Consider the following 16837-nt stretch of genomic DNA (forward strand, 5'->3'; position numbering starts at 1 on the left):
TTCTACGCTCCGATCGTGACGGGTCGTGGGTGTGCTTTGGCGCGGGGGAAGCAGGCGATGCCCACCACCACGACGGCCAGGACGGTCAGCGGGGCGGCCCACTGCAGAATCGGGTATTCCCCGGTGGGATTGAAGATTTCGGCACGCGGCCAGGACAGGTTGACCACCATCAGCCCGCCGTACAGAACTGCTGCGATGTTCACAGGGATACCGAGCCAGCCGAGGGTGAAGAGTTTCTTTCCTTCGGCATCCACCTGCACTCCGCCGCGGGGCCAGCCTTTCAGTCGCTGGACCAGCAGTGGGACGGTGACCATCATGTAGGCGAGGTAGATCAGGACGATGCAGACACTGGTGAGGGTCGTGAACAGGGCGGCGTTGCCGACGTTGACCGCGAGGACCGCGACACAGGCCAGTCCGATGAGAACCGAAGGGGCAATGGGCGTTCCGGTCTTGGAGTTCACCTTGGACAGGATGTCCGACGCGGGCAGTCGTCCGTCACGGGCCATGGAGAACATCAGTCGCGAGGCAGCGGTCTGGATGGCCAACGTGCAGATGAACACCGCGATGGCGACGTCGATCAGGAGGACCGTGCCCCACGGCGACGTCAGGATGGAGTCGATGACGTAAGGCAGGCCGAGCGTCGCGAGATTGCCGTCGGTGAGCGACGGTGCCGCCATCAGTGCGCCGACGATCATCAGCCCACCGCCGAGGGCCGACGCGGACAACGCAAGCCTGATCGTACGCGGCGCGACCCGACGCGGGTTGTGGGTTTCCTCGGCAAGCTCACCGGCAGAACCGAATCCGACCATCACGTAGGCGGCCATGAGTCCCGAGACGATCCACGCCCAGATGTAACCGGGTTCGGCTCCCGCGGCACCGGTGTCGAGGACGACCTGGGGTCCGCGCTGTGCGTGGGTGAAGAACACGAGTACCAGGGCGATGACTCCGACGATCTCGCACGTCACACCGATCGAGTTGATGCGTGACATCCAGTTCACGCCGATCGAGTTGATGGTCGTCGTCAGGACGAGCAACACGGACCCGAGGACCACTGCGTTGGTGGCACCGCTGGGGGACGTCAGTGCCGGATCGTCGCCGACGATCTGGAACCCGCTCCATATGCTCGGCAGAACCACCTGCAGCGCGATCGCCGCGGCCGACGCCGTGACGATCTGCGCGATGATCATGAACCAGCCGGCGAACCAGCCGACGATCTCACCGCCCATCCTGCGCGCCCACTGGTAGATGGCGCCTGAAATGGGATACCGGGCAGCGAGTTCCGCGAAGTTCAGCGCAACCATGAACTGGCCGAGGAACACCAGCGGCCAGGTGAAGAAGAACGCGGGGCCGCCGAAACTGAAGCCGAGTGCGAACAGCTGGAAGATCGTGGTGAGAATCGAGACGAACGAGAACCCCGCCGCGAACGAGGCGAATTTACCGAGCGAACGGTGCAGTTGCTGTTCGTATCCGAGCTCCGCGAGATCGGAGTGGTCACTGCGCGGTGGCGAGGACCCTTCGGGTGCGGGCAGAGTAGTCGAGCTCATGGATGTCTCCTCGAGAGAAAGAGTGACTGCGGGAAGGTGCCTGACCGCCCGTCTGCGCTGCCGGTGCGGGCTTTTCTGTCAGTCGATAGTTTTCCGGCCCGAGGTGCCCCACGAGTGACAGCGATGAAACAACTACGTTTCGCAGGTTTCTATCGAATGACAGAAACTTCACTGCCGCGTCGTCGATGCCAGGATGGACCCATGACCACCGCAGGCCGACCGAGGCTCAGTACCAAGAAGCGGCCAGGAGACACGGCTCTCGAAGAAATCCTCGACGCCGCGGCGGAGCTGTTCACCACCCGCGGCTTCACCAACACGTCCACGCGCATGATCGCCGACGCCGTGGGCATGCGTCAGGCGTCGCTGTACCACCACTTCGCCAACAAGGACGAGTTGCTGAGTCTGTTGCTGAGCGGAACCGTCGACGGTCCACTGGCCGTCGCACAGCGCATCGCCGATTCCGACGCGGCCGCTGCGGTCAAGATGTACGCGCTCGCACTGTTCGACGCCGACCAGCTCTGCCGATCCCGGTGGAACCTCGGTGCGCTGTATCTACTCCCGGAGATCCGCGAACCTCGCTTCGATACCTTCCGTGCACACCGGCACGCACTGATGGACCGCTACGCCTCGATAGCAGCCGAGGTTCTCCACCGAACGACGGCTGCACTGCCCGGCACCGAGGAGTTGCCGTTCCGGCTCGTCGAGACCGTCGTCAACGGTCGCGCCGACGCCGAGAGTGGCCGCGACGCGTCAGGAGAGGACTACGCCCGCGTCGTCGCGGAAGCAGCGGTCCGGGTACTCGGCTGGACCGGCTCGGTGGACGAGCTGCACACCCAGGCCAGGCCGCTACTGGAGTATGCGGCCGATCACGTGCCCGACGCACCCACGAGGTAGTTCGCCAGCCACGTCGTCACGCTCACACCGCTCGAATCCACCGCGTACGACGCGTATTCCTGGTGAATTCCGGAGCGGTAGAACGCCTCGATCTCACGGCGCCGCTGCTCGTTCGCCTGGTCCGACAATTGCCCCTGCAGAACCGGGAGCCCGCCGGCCGACGCGATGTCACCGAGCAGGATCTGTGCATCCTGCTGTGCCTTCGCTGCGACGTCCGGGCTCGGATCCGACGACACCGCAAGGAAACCCGCGAGCCGCGCCACGTAGTCGTCCTTCGGTGTCGAGCAGTACAGGTCACCGACCGCACAGAACGTTCGGACGACCGGGCTGACGTATCCGAACCCGCCCACCCGAGGCCCACCGACACCGGTGCCGACGACCTCGGGCCCGACCAGCGCATCGGCGTCGGACCGCTTGGGATCGGAGATCAGCCCCACCGCGACGACCTTGTCCGCCGGAACCACGCCGAGGCCGGTACCGATCGACGCCGCGAGGTCGCCTGCGGCATCCGCGCCCTGGCTGTATCCGATGATGCCGAATTTCGTTGCGCCACAACGGTCGGCCACGGACTTCAGCATGCCGCCCGCGTTGGCGGTGGCGATTGCACGCGACTCGCCGTAGATGCCGCCTTCCCACGGAAACGCCGTCGCCGGGTAGGACACGTAGTCGGTTCGGATATCGCTGCTCGCGATGCGGTCGGTGACGGCAGTGAGCATCCCCGGCCGCGGCGCAGCGCCCGAACTGGTCTCCCACGTGCCCGGAATCGCGACTACGTACATGCTGGGGCACGATGCCGGATCCGCCGACGCCGTGCTGGCAGTGACGGTGGACATCGCCGCCGACCCGGCAGCGATCGTCAACACGGATCCGATGGTGGCGACAAGCTTCTTCACGCGCATGGTGCGGCCTCACTGCGTCAGCGGACATTCGACTACTCACTGTGAGAATTCCAGTGCCTGATGTCGAATCGATGCCCAATCGGTAAACGCAGGTTACCTAAATTCATGAAGGTTCACATACGGGAACGAAAACGAGGTTTCAGCGCGTGAAACGTGCTTTTCGACCGGCCCCCAAACGCATGAATGCGCCACCGCAGCCGTCTGACGGTTGCGGTGGCGCATTCATGCCGAAGCGAGAAGAAACTACCTCTGCGGCGCCTGGGTCGGGACGATCGGCGCGGGCAGTGCGGTGGCACCCTGCAGGAAGGTGTCGACAGCGGCTGCGCAGGAGCGACCCTCGGCGATGGCCCACACGATGAGCGACTGGCCGCGGCCCATGTCACCGGCGACGAAGACGCCGGGAACGTTGGTGACCCACTCGTTCGAGCGCTTGACGTTGCCGCGCTCGTTCAGGTCCACACCGAGATCGGTGAGCAGGCCTGGCTTCTCCGGCCCGACGAAGCCCATGGCGAGGAGGACGAGATCGGCCTCGAGGGTGAACTCGCTGCCCTCGACCTTCTCGAACTTGCCTGCCTTGAACTCGACCTCGTGAGCTTCGAGTCCGGTGACCTTGCCGTCCTTGCCGAGGAAACGCTCGGTGTTGACGGAGAACACGCGCTCGCCGCCCTCTTCGTGCGCCGACGCCACGCGGAACATCAGCGGGTACAGCGGCCACGGAGTGGACGTTGCACGCTCTTCCGGCGGACGCGCCATGATCTCGAACTGGTGAACGCTTGCCGCGCCCTGACGGTGCGAGGTACCGAGGCAGTCCGCACCGGTGTCGCCGCCGCCGATGATGACGACCTTCTTGCCCTCGGCGCTGACCGGAGGCTCGGCGAAGTCGCCCTGCTGCACGCGGTTGGCGTGGGGCAGGAACTCCATGGCCTGGTAGATGCCCTCGTTCTCGCGGCCTTCGATCGGCAGGTCGCGCCACGCGGTGGCGCCACCGGAGAGAACGACAGCGTCGAATTCCGCGCGCAGTTCGTCGGCCGTGATGTCGACGCCGACGTTGACGCCGGTGCGGAACACCGTGCCCTCGGCCTCCATCTGCGCCAGACGGCGGTCGATGTGGCGCTTCTCCATCTTGAACTCGGGGATGCCGTAGCGCAGCAGTCCGCCGATGCGGTCGGCACGCTCGAACACCGTCACGGTGTGGCCGGCACGCGTCAGCTGCTGCGCTGCAGCGAGACCCGCAGGACCGGAGCCGACGACGGCGACCGTCTTGCCGGTCAGGTGCGTCGGGTAGACCGGGGTGACCCAGCCTTCCTCGAAGGCCTTGTCGATGATCTCGACCTCGACCTGCTTGATCGTCACCGGATCCTGGTTGATGCCCAGAACGCACGACGCCTCGCACGGCGCCGGGCACAGCCGCCCGGTGAACTCCGGGAAGTTGTTGGTGGCGTGCAGACGGTCGATTCCCTCACGCCAGCGGTCCTTGAAGACCAGGTCGTTCCACTCGGGAATCAGGTTCCCGAGCGGGCAGCCGTTGTGGCAGAACGGAATTCCGCAGTCCATGCACCGGCTGGCCTGGGTCTGCAGAGTGTCCTTCGGGAAGTCTTCGTAGACCTCTTTCCAGTCCATCAGTCGCAGGTCGACCGGCCGACGCTTCGGCAGTTCGCGGACGGTGTTCTTCAGAAATCCCTGTGGGTCACCCACGAGCTGCCTCCATGATCGCCTCGTCCACGTCCGCGCCGTTCTTCTCGGCCTCGGAGATGGCAAGCAGTACCTTCTTGTAATCGCGAGGCATGACCTTCACGAAGTGGTTCACCTGCTGTGACCAGTCCGCCAGGATGCGCTCCGCGACATCGGATCCCGTTTCCTCGTGGTGACGAGTGACGATTTCCTTGAGCCAGGTGAACTCGTCGCCCTCGATGCTCTCGATGTCGACCAGCTCGGTGTTGAGGTTCGCCTCGAACGTCTTGTTCGGATCGAAGACGAACGCCACGCCGCCGGACATACCGGCACCGAAGTTGCGGCCGGTCTCGCCGAGGATGACGACCTTTCCACCGGTCATGTACTCGCAGCCGTGGTCACCGACGCCTTCGACGACGGCAACGGCACCGGAGTTACGGACCGCGAAACGCTCGCCGACTACACCGCGGATGAGAGCCTCACCCTGCGTCGCGCCGAACAGGAAGACGTTGCCACCGATGATGTTGTCCTCGGCGACGAATCCTGCAGGAGCATTCAGCGACGGCCGCACGATGATGCGTCCGCCGGACAGGCCCTTACCGACGAAGTCGTTGGCGTCGCCGTTGAGGCGCAGGGTCATGCCCGACGGCACGAACGCGCCGAAGCTGTTACCGGCCGAACCGGTGAACGTGATGTCGATGGTGTTGTCCGGCAAGCCGACTCCGCCGTACGCCTTGGTCAACTCGTGTCCGAGCATGGTGCCGACGGTGCGGTTGACGTTGGTGATCTTGGACTCGAACGTGACCTTCTCGCCCCTGTCCAGAGCATCGCGGCTCTGCACGATGAGCTGCTGGTCCAGCGCCTTGTCGAGTCCGTGATCCTGGACGCCCGTGTTGTAGAGGTCCTGGTTCATGAACGCCGACTCGACCTCGTCGAGGATGGGCGACAGATCCAGCTTGGACGCCTTCCACGCTTCCTTCGCAGCGGTGGTGTCCAACAGAGCGACCTGGCCGACGGCTTCGTTGAGCGTGCGGAAGCCGAGCTCGGCCAGAAGCTCGCGAACCTCTTCTGCGATGAACATGAAGAAGTTCTCGACGAACTCGGGCTTGCCTGCGAAACGCTTGCGCAGCACCGGGTTCTGCGTCGCGACACCGACGGGGCAGGTGTCGAGGTGGCAGACGCGCATCATGATGCAGCCCGACACGACGAGAGGCGCGGTCGCGAATCCGAACTCCTCGCCGCCGAGCAGTGCGGCGACCATGACGTCGCGGCCGGTCTTGAGCTGGCCGTCGACCTGCACGACGATGCGGTCACGGAGACCGTTGAGCAGCAACGTCTGCTGGGTCTCGGCGAGGCCGAGCTCCCACGGTCCACCTGCGTGCTTGACCGACGTCAGTGGCGTTGCGCCGGTACCGCCGTCGTGGCCGGAGATGAGCACCACGTCGGCGTGTGCCTTCGAGACACCGGCCGCGACCGTGCCGACCCCGACCTCGGAGACCAGCTTCACGTGGATGCGTGCCTGCGGGTTGGCGTTCTTCAGGTCGTGGATCAGCTGAGCGAGATCTTCGATCGAGTAGATGTCGTGGTGCGGCGGCGGCGAGATGAGGCCGACACCGGGCGTCGAGTGGCGAACCTCGGCGACCCACGGGTACACCTTGTGCGCCGGAAGCTGGCCGCCCTCACCGGGCTTGGCGCCCTGCGCCATCTTGATCTGGATGTCGGTGCAGTTGGTCAGGTAGTGCGAGGTGACGCCGAAACGTCCCGACGCCACCTGCTTGATCGCGCTTCGACGCCAGTCGCCGTTCTCGTCGGGCTCGAAGCGGTCGACGCTCTCGCCGCCCTCACCGGAGTTGGAGCGTCCGCCGAGGCGGTTCATGGCGATCGCGAGAGTCTCGTGAGCCTCGGCGGAGATGGATCCGTAGCTCATCGCACCCGTCGAGAATCGCTTGACGATCTCCGATGCGGGCTCCACCTCGTCGATCGAGATCGGCTGGCGCTCTTCGGTCTTGAAGCGGAACAGACCGCGAAGCGACGCGAGGCGCTCGGACTGATCGTCGACCATCTTCGTGTATTCCTTGAAGATGTCGTACTGACCGGTGCGAGTCGAGTGCTGCAGCTTGAACACGGTGTCGGGGTTGAAGAGGTGGTACTCCCCTTCACGACGCCACTGGTACTCACCGCCGACCTCGAGTTCACGATGTGCACGTTCCTGACGGTTCTCGAGGTACGCCATGCCGTGGCGGGTGGCCACATCCTGTGCGATCTGCTCGAGCTCGATACCGCCGAGGTGACTGTTCAAACCGGTGAAGTACTCGTCGACGAGGCCCTGCGACAGGCCGATGACCTGGAACAGCTGTGCGCCGGTGTACGAGGCGAGGGTGGAGATGCCCATCTTGGACATCACCTTCAGCACGCCCTTGCCTGCGGCCTTGATGTAATTGGAGACGGCCTTGTCGAACTCGATGCCCGTCAGTGCGCCGCGCTCGATCATGTCCTCGATGGACTCGAACGCCATGTACGGGTTGACCGCAGCGGCACCGAAGCCGATGAGCAGAGCCATGTGGTGCACCTCGCGGGCGTCACCGGACTCCACGATCAGGCCGACCTTGGTACGCGTCTTCTCGCGAACGAGGTGGTGGTGCACCGCCGAGGTCAGCAGCAGCGACGGGATCGGGGCCAGCTTCTCGCTCGACTCACGGTCCGACAGCACGATGATCCGTGCGCCACCGGAGATGGCGGCGGACACCTGAGCGCGGATGGCCTCCAACGACTTCTGCAGACCTTCGCCACCTTCGGCGACGGGGTAGAGGCCGCGCACGACGACCGAGCGCAGGCCTTCCTGCGTGCCCTCGTCGTTGATGTGGACGAGCTTGGCCAGGTCGTCGTTGTGCAGGATCGGCTGCGGGAGCACGATCTGCTTGCACGCGTCGGGGCCGGGGTTGAGCAGGTCGCCCTCGGGTCCGATCGTTCCGCCGAGGCTGGTGACGATCTCCTCGCGGATCGCGTCGAGCGGCGGGTTGGTGACCTGGGCGAACAGCTGCGAGAAGTAGTCGAACAGCATCCGAGGACGAACCGACAGCACGGCGATCGGAGTGTCGGTACCCATCGAACCGATGGCCTCGGCGCCGGTCTTCGCCATCGGCGAGACCAGAACGTTCAGCTCCTCGGTGGTGTAGCCGAAGATCTGCTGACGGATGAGAACGCGGTCGTGCGGCATGTGCACGTGCGGGCGGTCCGGCAGGTCGTCGATCGAGGTCAGACCTTCGTCGAGCCACTGCTGGTACGGGTGCTCGGCGGCGAGCTCGTCCTTGATCTCGTCGTCGGAGACGATGCGGCCCTGCGCGGTGTCCACCAGGAACATACGGCCGGGCTGCAGACGAACCTTGCGGATCACCTTCGCCGGATCGATGTCCAGGACGCCGACCTCGGAGGCCATGACGACCAATCCGTCGTCGGTGACCCAGAGTCGGCTGGGGCGCAGACCGTTTCGGTCCAGGACCGCGCCGATGACGGTGCCGTCGGTGAAGCACACCGACGCCGGTCCATCCCACGGCTCCATCAGCGAGGAGTGGTACTTGTAGAACGCCCGGCGAGCGGGGTCCATCGACTCGTGACGCTCCCAGGCTTCGGGGATCATCATGAGGACGGCGTGCGGAAGGCTGCGGCCGCCGAGGTGCAGAAGCTCGAGCACCTCGTCGAAACGTGCAGTGTCGCTTGCGCCTTCGGTAACGACCGGGAAGATCTTCTCGAGGGCCTCGGATCCACCGAACACGTCGGAGGTGATCAGTGCCTCGCGGGCGCGCATCCAGTTCTCGTTACCGGTGGCGGTGTTGATCTCACCGTTGTGCGCGACGCGGCGGAACGGGTGCGCCAGCGGCCACGACGGGAACGTGTTGGTGGAGAAGCGCGAATGCACAAGGCCGAGAGCGCTTTCCACGCGCTCGTCCTGCAGGTCGAGGTAGAAGCCCTTGAGCTGAGGCGTCGTCAGCATGCCCTTGTAGACGAAGGTCTGCGAGGACAGCGACGGGAAGTACACGGTCTCGCGGCCGGGCCCGTCCTTGCCTGCACCCTCTTCGCCGAGCTCGTGCTCGACGCGCTTACGGATGACGAACGCGGCGCGCTCGAGAGCCAGATCGGTAACGGAGCCGGCCGGCGAGGCGAAGAACAATTGACGGAACGTCGGCATCGCGTCACGCGCGAGCGCCCCGAGGGAGGAGTCGTCGGTGGGAACTTCACGCCATCCGAGGACCTTCATGCCCTCTTCTTCGACGATGCGGACGACGTCGTCGCTCGCGCGGGCGGCGTCCTTCTTGCCCTGCGGCAGGAATGCGATTCCGGTGGCGTACGAACCAGCGGCGGGCAGCTCGAAATCGACCACGGCACGGAAGAACGCGTCCGGTACCTGGATCAGGATTCCGGCGCCGTCACCGGTGTTGGGTTCGGAGCCGGCGGCGCCCCGGTGCTCGAGGTTGACCAGCGCGGTGATGGCCTTCTCGACGATGTCTCGACTACGACGACCATGCATGTCCACCACGAACGCGACACCACAGGAGTCGTGTTCGTTGCGGGGGTCGTAGAGGCCTTGGGGGCCCGGAGTGTGCTTCATACCTAGCCTTCGGATAAGTCCAGCCTTCAAGTACGTCGGATCGGCGCGGCACAGATAACCGGCCGTCGCGGACGGCTATTCGGTGCCGTTCGCCGTTGAAGCAGCACCACCGGAGGCGATCTTCGGATAACGTCGAGCGGGTGCGCTCGAAACGGTGAAACGAAGGTGCCTTTCGGGCGGATCGACAATTGGGTACGTCGGTCCAACAACAAACGATAAGTCAGCACCTAGGCCAACCTGCAAATAAGGTAAGCCTATTCAGGCTCTCTACCTGGGCTTTTACAATTCCCTGACCCCCGCATTGCGCCCCCCTGGCTCGCTCGATGATCGTTCGAACTCGAAAAATACCCTCATCGGCCCGCGTTCGCGGCGAGTTCTGCGGTACTGGAAGAGGATCCGGTAATTACACGGAGGAAATTTCGATCCGATCGGACGCGTCCTGGACGCACTACCCCGAAAATGACTACTGGCCGCAGCGAGTGAATCAGCTGCGGCCAGTGTTGTGGGCGGAGGGGGACTTGAACCCCCACGTCCCGAAGGACACTGGCACCTGAAGCCAGCGCGTCTGCCATTCCGCCACCCGCCCGGGCGACCGGTGAACATTAACACGCAGATATCGCTGCATGAAAATCGTGCCCGTTCGTCGGCCGACTGCAGCACCGACAGGCTCCGAGCGGCAACGTATATCATGCTGAGACGACGACCTGTAGGCGACACGCGTCTGAGGCGCAATCCAACGAAGCACGACCGGGAAGTGAGGTCACCATGGGCATTGTCCAGCGTTTCGAGCGAAAGCTCCAGGGCGCAGTGGGCGACGTCTTCGCCCGAGTGTTCGGCGGCGGTGTCGTTCCCCAAGAGGTCGAGGCGGCACTTCAGCAGGAGGCGTCGGACAGAGTCCGACCACTCGACGGTGGTCATTATCTCGCCCCCAACAGCTATGTGATCACCATCAACAGCTCCGATCACGAGGAACTGGCCGCGGACCAGGACCTGACCATGAAGGCATTCTCCCGCCACCTGGGCGACTACATACGCGATCAGGGCTGGCAGACGTACGGAGAGATCGTGGTTCGCTTCGAGCCGTCCCCTACTTTGCACACCGGCCAGTTCCGGGCCAGTGGTTCGGTCGACCCCGATGTGGGACGATCACCGACTGCAGCCGGTGCCGCGCCACAGAAACCTGCAGCACCCGGTCCGCGACCCCCGCGCCCGTCCGCCCCACCTAAGTCGACATCAGGAGCCGGCCACATGACGCAGAACCCAGGTTACGACCCGCAACGCGACCCGGCCGACGGCTCTCGCCCCGACCCTCGCGCACGCGGCGGATACCCGGCGCCGGGTCAGGATCCTCGGTACGCACAGCAGAACGGACGCGATCCGCGCGCAGCAGCAGACCAGGGCTACCGCAACGGTGCGCCGTACGGAGGCGGCTACGGCGCCCCGGCAGCACAGGCACCCGTCCAGGAGGGTCAGTACGACCCTCAGTCCTACGGCCAGGGCCACGACGACCAGGCGTACGGCGACCAGCAGTACGCAGATCAGGGCTACGACCAGCAGTATCCGGATCAGGGATACGACCAGCAGGCATACGGCCAGCAGGCGTACTCGGATCAGAACGGGTACGAGCAGGCAGGGCATGAGCAGGCTGCACGTGATCAGGGCGGCCAGGCCTACTCCGATCCGTCGTACGGACGCCAGGGTTACGACCAGCAGGCATACGGCCAGCAGAACTACGGCCAGCAGGCATACGCGGACCAGGGCTACGACCAGCAGGCGTACGCCGAACCCGCCGGCTACCAGCAGCCCGCGTACGACTACCCGCCGCAGCAGAACGGGTACCCCCAGGGCCAGTACCCCACCGCGGGGTATCAGCAGCCTGCCTACGGTTACGACGAGCCCGCGTACTCCGACAGCCAGGGCCTGACGGCAACGCTGCAACTCGAGGACGGCAGCGGACGGTACTTCCAGCTCCGCGACGGCCAGAACATCATCGGCCGTGGCCAGGACGCTCAGTTCCGTCTCCCGGACACCGGCGTGTCCCGCCGGCACGTCGAGATCCGCTGGGACGGCCGGGTGGCGATGCTCTCCGACCTCGGATCCACCAACGGAACGACGGTCAACGGATCACCGGTCCAGGATTGGCAACTCGCCGACGGCGACGTCATTCGCGCTGGTCACTCGGAGATCCTCGTCCGCATCGTCTGACGCACCTCACCCGTATGGTGATCGACACGCGCAGCTTCCCCTTAGGATGCTGCGTGAGACGTCGTGTCATTACGATCGCTGGCGGCTCGGGGGGAGATCCCGGCGTGCGCCCGCGACGCCGACCAAGTACGACCTGCGAAGGAGGTGGACGGCTGTGCAGGGCTTGATTCTGCAGTTGACCAGGGCAGGCTTTCTGCTGTTGTTGTGGTTCTTCGTCTGGGCCGTACTTCGCACGCTTCGCAGCGACATCTACGCGGCGTCGGGAATGCGGATGCCTGCGCGGTACTCGGGCGGGTCGAAAGTTCTCCCGTCGTTCAACAAACAGAAGGTTGCCAAGAATCTAGTGGTGACACAGGGCGGTCTCGCCGGAACACGAATTTCACTCGGTACCCAGCCTGTTCTCATCGGCCGCGCGGACGACTCCACGCTCGTGCTGACCGACGATTACGCGTCCACTCGCCACGCTCGAATCTCGCCACGCGGCGGCGATTGGTACGTCGAGGATCTGGGTTCGACCAACGGGACCTACCTCGATCGCGCGAAGGTGACGACGGCAGTTCGAGTTCCGCTCGGCACGCCGGTGCGTGTCGGTAAGACCGTGATCGAGCTGCGCCCGTGACACTGGTACTGCGATACGCCGCCCGCAGTGATCGCGGCTTGGTGCGCTCGAACAACGAGGATTCTGTCTACGCCGGTGCGCGTCTTCTCGCCCTCGCCGACGGCATGGGCGGCCACGCGGCAGGCGAGGTGGCGTCGCAGTTGATGATCGCCGCGCTCGCGCACCTCGACGACGACGAACCGGGCGACGACCTCCTCGGCAAGCTCGAAGCCGCGACGCGCGAAGGCAACGCGTCCATCGCCGATCAGGTCGAGGACGAGCCCGAGCTCGACGGCATGGGCACAACCCTGACCGCAATTCTGTTCGCAGGCAGGAAGATCGGGCTCTGCCACATCGGCGACTCCCGCGCCTACATGCTCCGCGACACCAAGCTGACCCAGATCACCCGCGACGACACGTTCGTCCAGTCCCTCGTCGACGAGGGCAGGATCACCGCCGAACAGGCACATACGCACCCGCAGCGTTCGTTGATCATGCGCGCGTTGACCGGCAACGAGATCGAGCCGACGCTGACCGTGCGGGAAGCGAAAGCCGGAGACCGTTATCTCCTGTGCTCCGACGGATTGTCCGACGTCGTGAGCGACGAGACCATCGAGAACACGATGAACGAGGGTGATTGCGCGTCGTGCGCGGACCGCCTCATCGAATTGGCGCTGCGCAGTGGCGGTCCGGACAACGTGACCGTCGTCGTCGCCGACGTCGTGGACATCGACTACGGGCAGAGCTCGCCCATTCTCGGCGGCGCAGCCAGCACCGAGGACGAGGAAGACGCTCCGCCGCCGAACACGGCAGCCGGACGCGCCGCGGCCATGCGCCCACCCCGGACCACTCCGAAGCGGGTGACGACGCCTGCACCGGTGCCGGAGAAGAAGTCGCACAAGCTGCGGTGGACGCTCGTTGCTCTCGCCGTCGTCGCATTGCTCGTCGGCGGCGCCTTCGTCGCCAATGCGGCCATCCGTGGCAACTACTACGTGGGCGAGGACAACGGCCGCGTCGCCGTGATGCGCGGTGTGCCCGGTTCGATCCTCGGATACTCGTTGCAATCCGTGCACAGCATCGGATGCCTCGGCGACGAGGGGGCACTCACGTTGAGCGCACCCGACACCGTTCCCGCCGACTGCACCGTCTTCCAGGTCGACGACCTCGCTCCTGCCGCCCGTGAGCAGGTGCGCGCGGGGCTGCCGTCGGGCAAGCTGGACGACGTCGACAGTCAGATGAACCGCCTCGCCTCGGGAGATCTTCTCCCGCCGTGCGACGAGGTCGCCTCGACGACGAGCCAGACCACTCCGTCGCCGACGCCCGCCGCGCCGCCCGCGGATCCGGCGGCACCTCCTGCACCGCCCGCAGACCCGGCCGCGCCGCCTGCCGATCCTGCTGCGCCGCCGACCACGACCACTCCGGCACCCACGGTCACCCAGTTGCCGGGTCAGAACTGCAGGACCGGTACTTGATGAGCTCCAATCCATCTGTGGGGGCGTCCTTTCCGAGCCCACCGGGCGGATTCGCGCCTGCTCCGGTCCAGTCCAATCGCCGCAACATCGAGTTGCTTCTGCTCGGTATCGCAGTGCTCATCACGACGCTGTCGCTCGTTCTGGTGGAAGCGAGCCAGGAACAGGCGATCACGTGGGATCTGGCGAAGTACGGTCTGGCGTACCTCGCGCTGGTCACAGTCGCTCATCTGGCCGTACGTCGGTTCGCTCCGTACGCCGACCCGCTGCTGCTGCCGATCGTGGCGCTGCTCAACGGGCTCGGATTGGTGTTGATCCATCGACTGGATCTCGCGGACCAGCAGTCGGCTGCGTATCTGGGACAGGAGATTCCGTCTCCCGACGCCAACCAGCAAGTCCTGTGGACAACCCTGGCCATCGCCGGTTTCATCGCGCTCCTCGTTCTCCTCCGCGACTACCGCACCCTCGCTCGGTACAGCTACACCGTCGGATTGTGCGGTTTGGTGCTGCTCGCCATCCCAGCCGTCCTGCCATCGGCGTTCTCCGAGGTCAACGGTTCCAAGATCTGGATCCGGCTGCCGGGGTTCAGCATTCAGCCGGGCGAGTTCGCGAAGATCCTGCTGCTCATCTTCTTCGCGTCGCTGCTGGTCGCCAAGCGTGAACTGTTCACCACCGCCGGCAAGCACTTCCTCGGCATGGACTTCCCCCGCGCCCGCGACCTGGGGCCCATCCTTCTGGTGTGGATCGTCTCCGTCGGTGTTCTCGTGTTCGAGAAGGACCTCGGTTCGTCGCTGCTGATCTTCGGCACCGTGCTGGTCATGATCTACATCGCGACCGAACGCGTCGGATGGCTCATCATCGGTTTCGGCCTGCTGCTCGTCGGGTTCCTGTTCGCGTACCAGGTGTTCGGCCACGTCAAGATCCGTACCGACACGTGGCTGCACCCGTTCGACGACTACAACGACACCGGCTACCAGATCGTCCAGTCGATGTTCAGTTTCGCCACCGGTGGTCTCGCAGGAACGGGCCTCGGCAGCGGACGTCCGTCGCAGGTGCCGTTCGCGAAGACCGACTTCATCATCGCGGCCATCGGCGAGGAACTCGGCCTCATCGGACTCACCGCGGTGCTGGTCCTGTACCTGGTCTTCATCATCCGTGGTCTGCGGACTGCGTTGGCGGTGCGTGACAGCTTCGGCAAACTCCTCGCCGCAGGCCTGTCCTTCACCGTCGCGATCCAGTTGTTTGTCGTCGTCGGCGGCGTCACCAAGCTCATCCCGCTCACCGGCCTCACCACGCCGTACCTGTCCTACGGAGGATCGTCGCTTCTCGCCAACTACCTGCTCGTCGCCCTGCTGATCAAGATCTCCGACGCCGCACGTGAACCCGCGACGCCGAAGAAGAAGCCGGCACCGGCCGCCCCCATCGCCGAGGCACCGACCGAGATGGTGAAGCGCTCATGAACACTCCGCTCCGTCGCGTCTCCGTCGCCGTCATGGTGATGGTCGTCGCGCTGCTGCTCAACGCCACGTACCTGCAGGTCATCAAGGCCGACGACCTACGGTCCGATCCACGCAACTCCCGAGTCCTGCTCGACGAGTACTCCCGCCAGCGCGGTCAGATCTCGGCCGGCGGCCAGGTCCTCGCCGCGTCGATCGCCACCGACGATCGGTACAAGTACCTGCGTACCTACCCACCGAACCAGTTGGCGCCCAACAGCCCGATGGCCAACGCCCCGATCACCGGGTTCTACTCGATGCTGTACTCGAGCACCGGCCTCGAGCGGACCGAGGATCAAGTACTGAACGGCTCCGACGACCGCCTGTTCGGTCGCCGCCTGTTCGACCTGATCTCCGGACGCGACCCACGCGGCGGCAACGTCGTCACGACAATCGATCCCGTCGTCCAGCAGGTCGCCTACGATCAGCTGTTCTCCCGCGGATACACCGGATCGGTCGTGGCGATCGAACCGTCGACCGGCAACATCCTCGCGATGGCCAGCTCGCCGAGCTACGACCCGAACCTGCTGGCCAGCCACGACGGCGCGCAGACCACCGAGGCCTGGGACGCACTGAACGCCGACCCCGCGAAACCGCTTCTGAACCGCGCCATCTCGGCGACGTACCCGCCCGGGTCGACGTTCAAGGTGCTCGTCACCGCCGCGGCCCTCCAGAACGGTGCAACACCCGACGACCAGTTGACGGCGGCCCCGACCATCACGCTGCCCGGCACCGAGACCACCCTCGAGAACTACAACGGAAGCACCTGCGGCGGCGGCCCGACGGCGACGCTGCGTGAGGCCTTCGCGCGCTCGTGCAACACCGCCTTCGTCGAGCTCGGTATCGCAACCGGCGCCGACGCACTGAAGGACACGGCGAGCGCATTCGGAATCGGCAGCGAGACGACGTCGCTGCCGCTGCCTGTCGCGGACAGCACCATCGGCCAGATCCCCGACGATGCCGCCCTGGGTCAGTCCAGCATCGGACAGCGCGATGTCGCACTGACGCCGTTGCAGGACGCGGTGATCGCGGCGACCGTCGCCAACTCCGGAGTACGGATGGACCCGCACCTGGTCAGCCAGCTGCAGTCCCCTGACCTGTCCAACCTGTCGACGACGGTCCCGCAGTCCGCAGGCGAGGCGATCAGTCCCGAAACCGCGAAGACGCTCACCGACCTGATGATCGGGTCGGAGAACAACACCGGCGGCGAAGGCAAGATCCCGGGCGTGCAGATCGCGTCGAAGACCGGAACCGCCGAGCACGGCACCGATCCGCGGAACACACCGCCGCACGCCTGGTACATCGGGTTCGCGCCCGCCGACAATCCGAAGATCGCAATCGCAGTAATCGTCGAGGACGGCGGCGACCGCGCCCTCGCCGCAACCGGTGGGTCGGTCGCAGCTCCGGTCGGTCGCGCCGTCATCGCTGCCGGATTGCAGGGGAGGTGACCATCTC

The 16837-nt window shown here is 65.3% G+C and carries 10 protein-coding genes and 1 tRNA gene; 6 read left to right on the forward strand and 5 right to left on the reverse strand.

Annotated elements, in window-relative coordinates:
- Positions 1 to 2: 2 nt before the first annotated feature.
- Positions 3 to 1544 (reverse strand): amino acid permease, encoded by a 1542-nt coding sequence (locus tag BH95_RS18690; protein ID WP_020112267.1) that lies wholly within the window; start codon positions 1542 to 1544, stop codon positions 3 to 5.
- A 201-nt stretch (positions 1545 to 1745) separates the two neighbouring features.
- On the opposite strand from BH95_RS18690, the gene BH95_RS18695 reads away from it, so the two are divergent.
- On the forward strand, positions 1746 to 2438 hold the full coding sequence (locus BH95_RS18695; RefSeq protein ID WP_037160620.1) for a TetR/AcrR family transcriptional regulator: 693 nt from the start codon (positions 1746 to 1748) through the stop codon (positions 2436 to 2438).
- On the opposite strand, the gene BH95_RS18700 is transcribed toward BH95_RS18695, so the two are convergent.
- The 4 genes from BH95_RS18700 to BH95_RS18715 all read right to left on the reverse strand — a co-directional run bounded on the left by BH95_RS18700 (position 2411) and on the right by BH95_RS18715 (position 10200).
- Positions 2411 to 3337, reverse strand: coding sequence for a cutinase family protein (locus tag BH95_RS18700; RefSeq protein WP_020112266.1), 927 nt, complete (start codon positions 3335 to 3337; stop codon positions 2411 to 2413). The two genes, BH95_RS18695 and BH95_RS18700, sit on opposite strands and share 28 nt — an antisense overlap.
- 243 nt (positions 3338 to 3580) lie before the next feature.
- On the reverse strand, positions 3581 to 5032 hold the full coding sequence (locus tag BH95_RS18705) for a glutamate synthase subunit beta (protein ID WP_019665027.1): 1452 nt from the start codon (positions 5030 to 5032) through the stop codon (positions 3581 to 3583).
- Positions 5025 to 9614 (reverse strand): glutamate synthase large subunit, encoded by a 4590-nt coding sequence (gene gltB, locus BH95_RS18710; protein WP_037183488.1) that lies wholly within the window; start codon positions 9612 to 9614, stop codon positions 5025 to 5027. Before gltB ends, BH95_RS18705 begins: the two co-directional genes overlap by 8 nt.
- 503 nt (positions 9615 to 10117) lie before the next feature.
- A tRNA-Leu gene (locus BH95_RS18715) sits at positions 10118 to 10200 on the reverse strand.
- Positions 10201 to 10379: 179 nt separating this feature from the next.
- Here BH95_RS18715 and BH95_RS18720 point away from each other — a divergent pair.
- The 5 genes from BH95_RS18720 to BH95_RS18740 all read left to right on the forward strand — a co-directional run bounded on the left by BH95_RS18720 (position 10380) and on the right by BH95_RS18740 (position 16830).
- Positions 10380 to 11819 carry a DUF3662 and FHA domain-containing protein gene (locus tag BH95_RS18720; protein ID WP_037183491.1) on the forward strand — a complete coding sequence of 480 codons (1440 nt, stop codon included), beginning with the start codon at positions 10380 to 10382 and terminating at the stop codon, positions 11817 to 11819.
- A gap of 154 nt (positions 11820 to 11973) precedes the next feature.
- Positions 11974 to 12438: an FHA domain-containing protein FhaB/FipA gene (locus BH95_RS18725; RefSeq protein ID WP_020112263.1), complete on the forward strand. Its 465-nt coding sequence runs from the start codon at positions 11974 to 11976 to the stop codon at positions 12436 to 12438.
- Positions 12435 to 13889, forward strand: a complete 1455-nt coding sequence (locus BH95_RS18730; RefSeq protein ID WP_019665031.1) for a PP2C family protein-serine/threonine phosphatase — start codon at positions 12435 to 12437, stop codon at positions 13887 to 13889. Before BH95_RS18725 ends, BH95_RS18730 begins: the two co-directional genes overlap by 4 nt.
- Positions 13889 to 15346: an FtsW/RodA/SpoVE family cell cycle protein gene (locus BH95_RS18735; RefSeq protein ID WP_026347777.1), complete on the forward strand. Its 1458-nt coding sequence runs from the start codon at positions 13889 to 13891 to the stop codon at positions 15344 to 15346. The genes BH95_RS18730 and BH95_RS18735 overlap by 1 nt, the downstream gene beginning before the upstream one ends.
- Positions 15343 to 16830, forward strand: a complete 1488-nt coding sequence (locus BH95_RS18740) for a peptidoglycan D,D-transpeptidase FtsI family protein (RefSeq protein ID WP_019665033.1) — start codon at positions 15343 to 15345, stop codon at positions 16828 to 16830. The genes BH95_RS18735 and BH95_RS18740 overlap by 4 nt, the downstream gene beginning before the upstream one ends.
- Positions 16831 to 16837 lie beyond the last annotated feature (7 nt).

Origin of the sequence: Rhodococcoides fascians A44A (assembly GCF_000760735.1) — a bacterium.
GTDB lineage: Bacteria > Actinomycetota > Actinomycetes > Mycobacteriales > Mycobacteriaceae > Rhodococcoides > Rhodococcoides fascians_E.

What these genes read in the sequence shown, in the direction of transcription:
- BH95_RS18740 (WP_019665033.1), top strand. Translation starts at nt 15,343, where the DNA reads ATGAACACTCCGCTCCGTCGCGTCTCCGTCGCCGTCATGGTGATGGTC.
- BH95_RS18700 (WP_020112266.1), bottom strand. Translation starts at nt 3,337, where the DNA reads ATGCGCGTGAAGAAGCTTGTCGCCACCATCGGATCCGTGTTGACGATC.
- BH95_RS18720 (WP_037183491.1), top strand. Translation starts at nt 10,380, where the DNA reads ATGGGCATTGTCCAGCGTTTCGAGCGAAAGCTCCAGGGCGCAGTGGGC.
- BH95_RS18695 (WP_037160620.1), top strand. Translation starts at nt 1,746, where the DNA reads ATGACCACCGCAGGCCGACCGAGGCTCAGTACCAAGAAGCGGCCAGGA.
- BH95_RS18690 (WP_020112267.1), bottom strand. Translation starts at nt 1,544, where the DNA reads ATGAGCTCGACTACTCTGCCCGCACCCGAAGGGTCCTCGCCACCGCGC.
- BH95_RS18735 (WP_026347777.1), top strand. Translation starts at nt 13,889, where the DNA reads ATGAGCTCCAATCCATCTGTGGGGGCGTCCTTTCCGAGCCCACCGGGC.
- gltB (WP_037183488.1), bottom strand. Translation starts at nt 9,614, where the DNA reads ATGAAGCACACTCCGGGCCCCCAAGGCCTCTACGACCCCCGCAACGAA.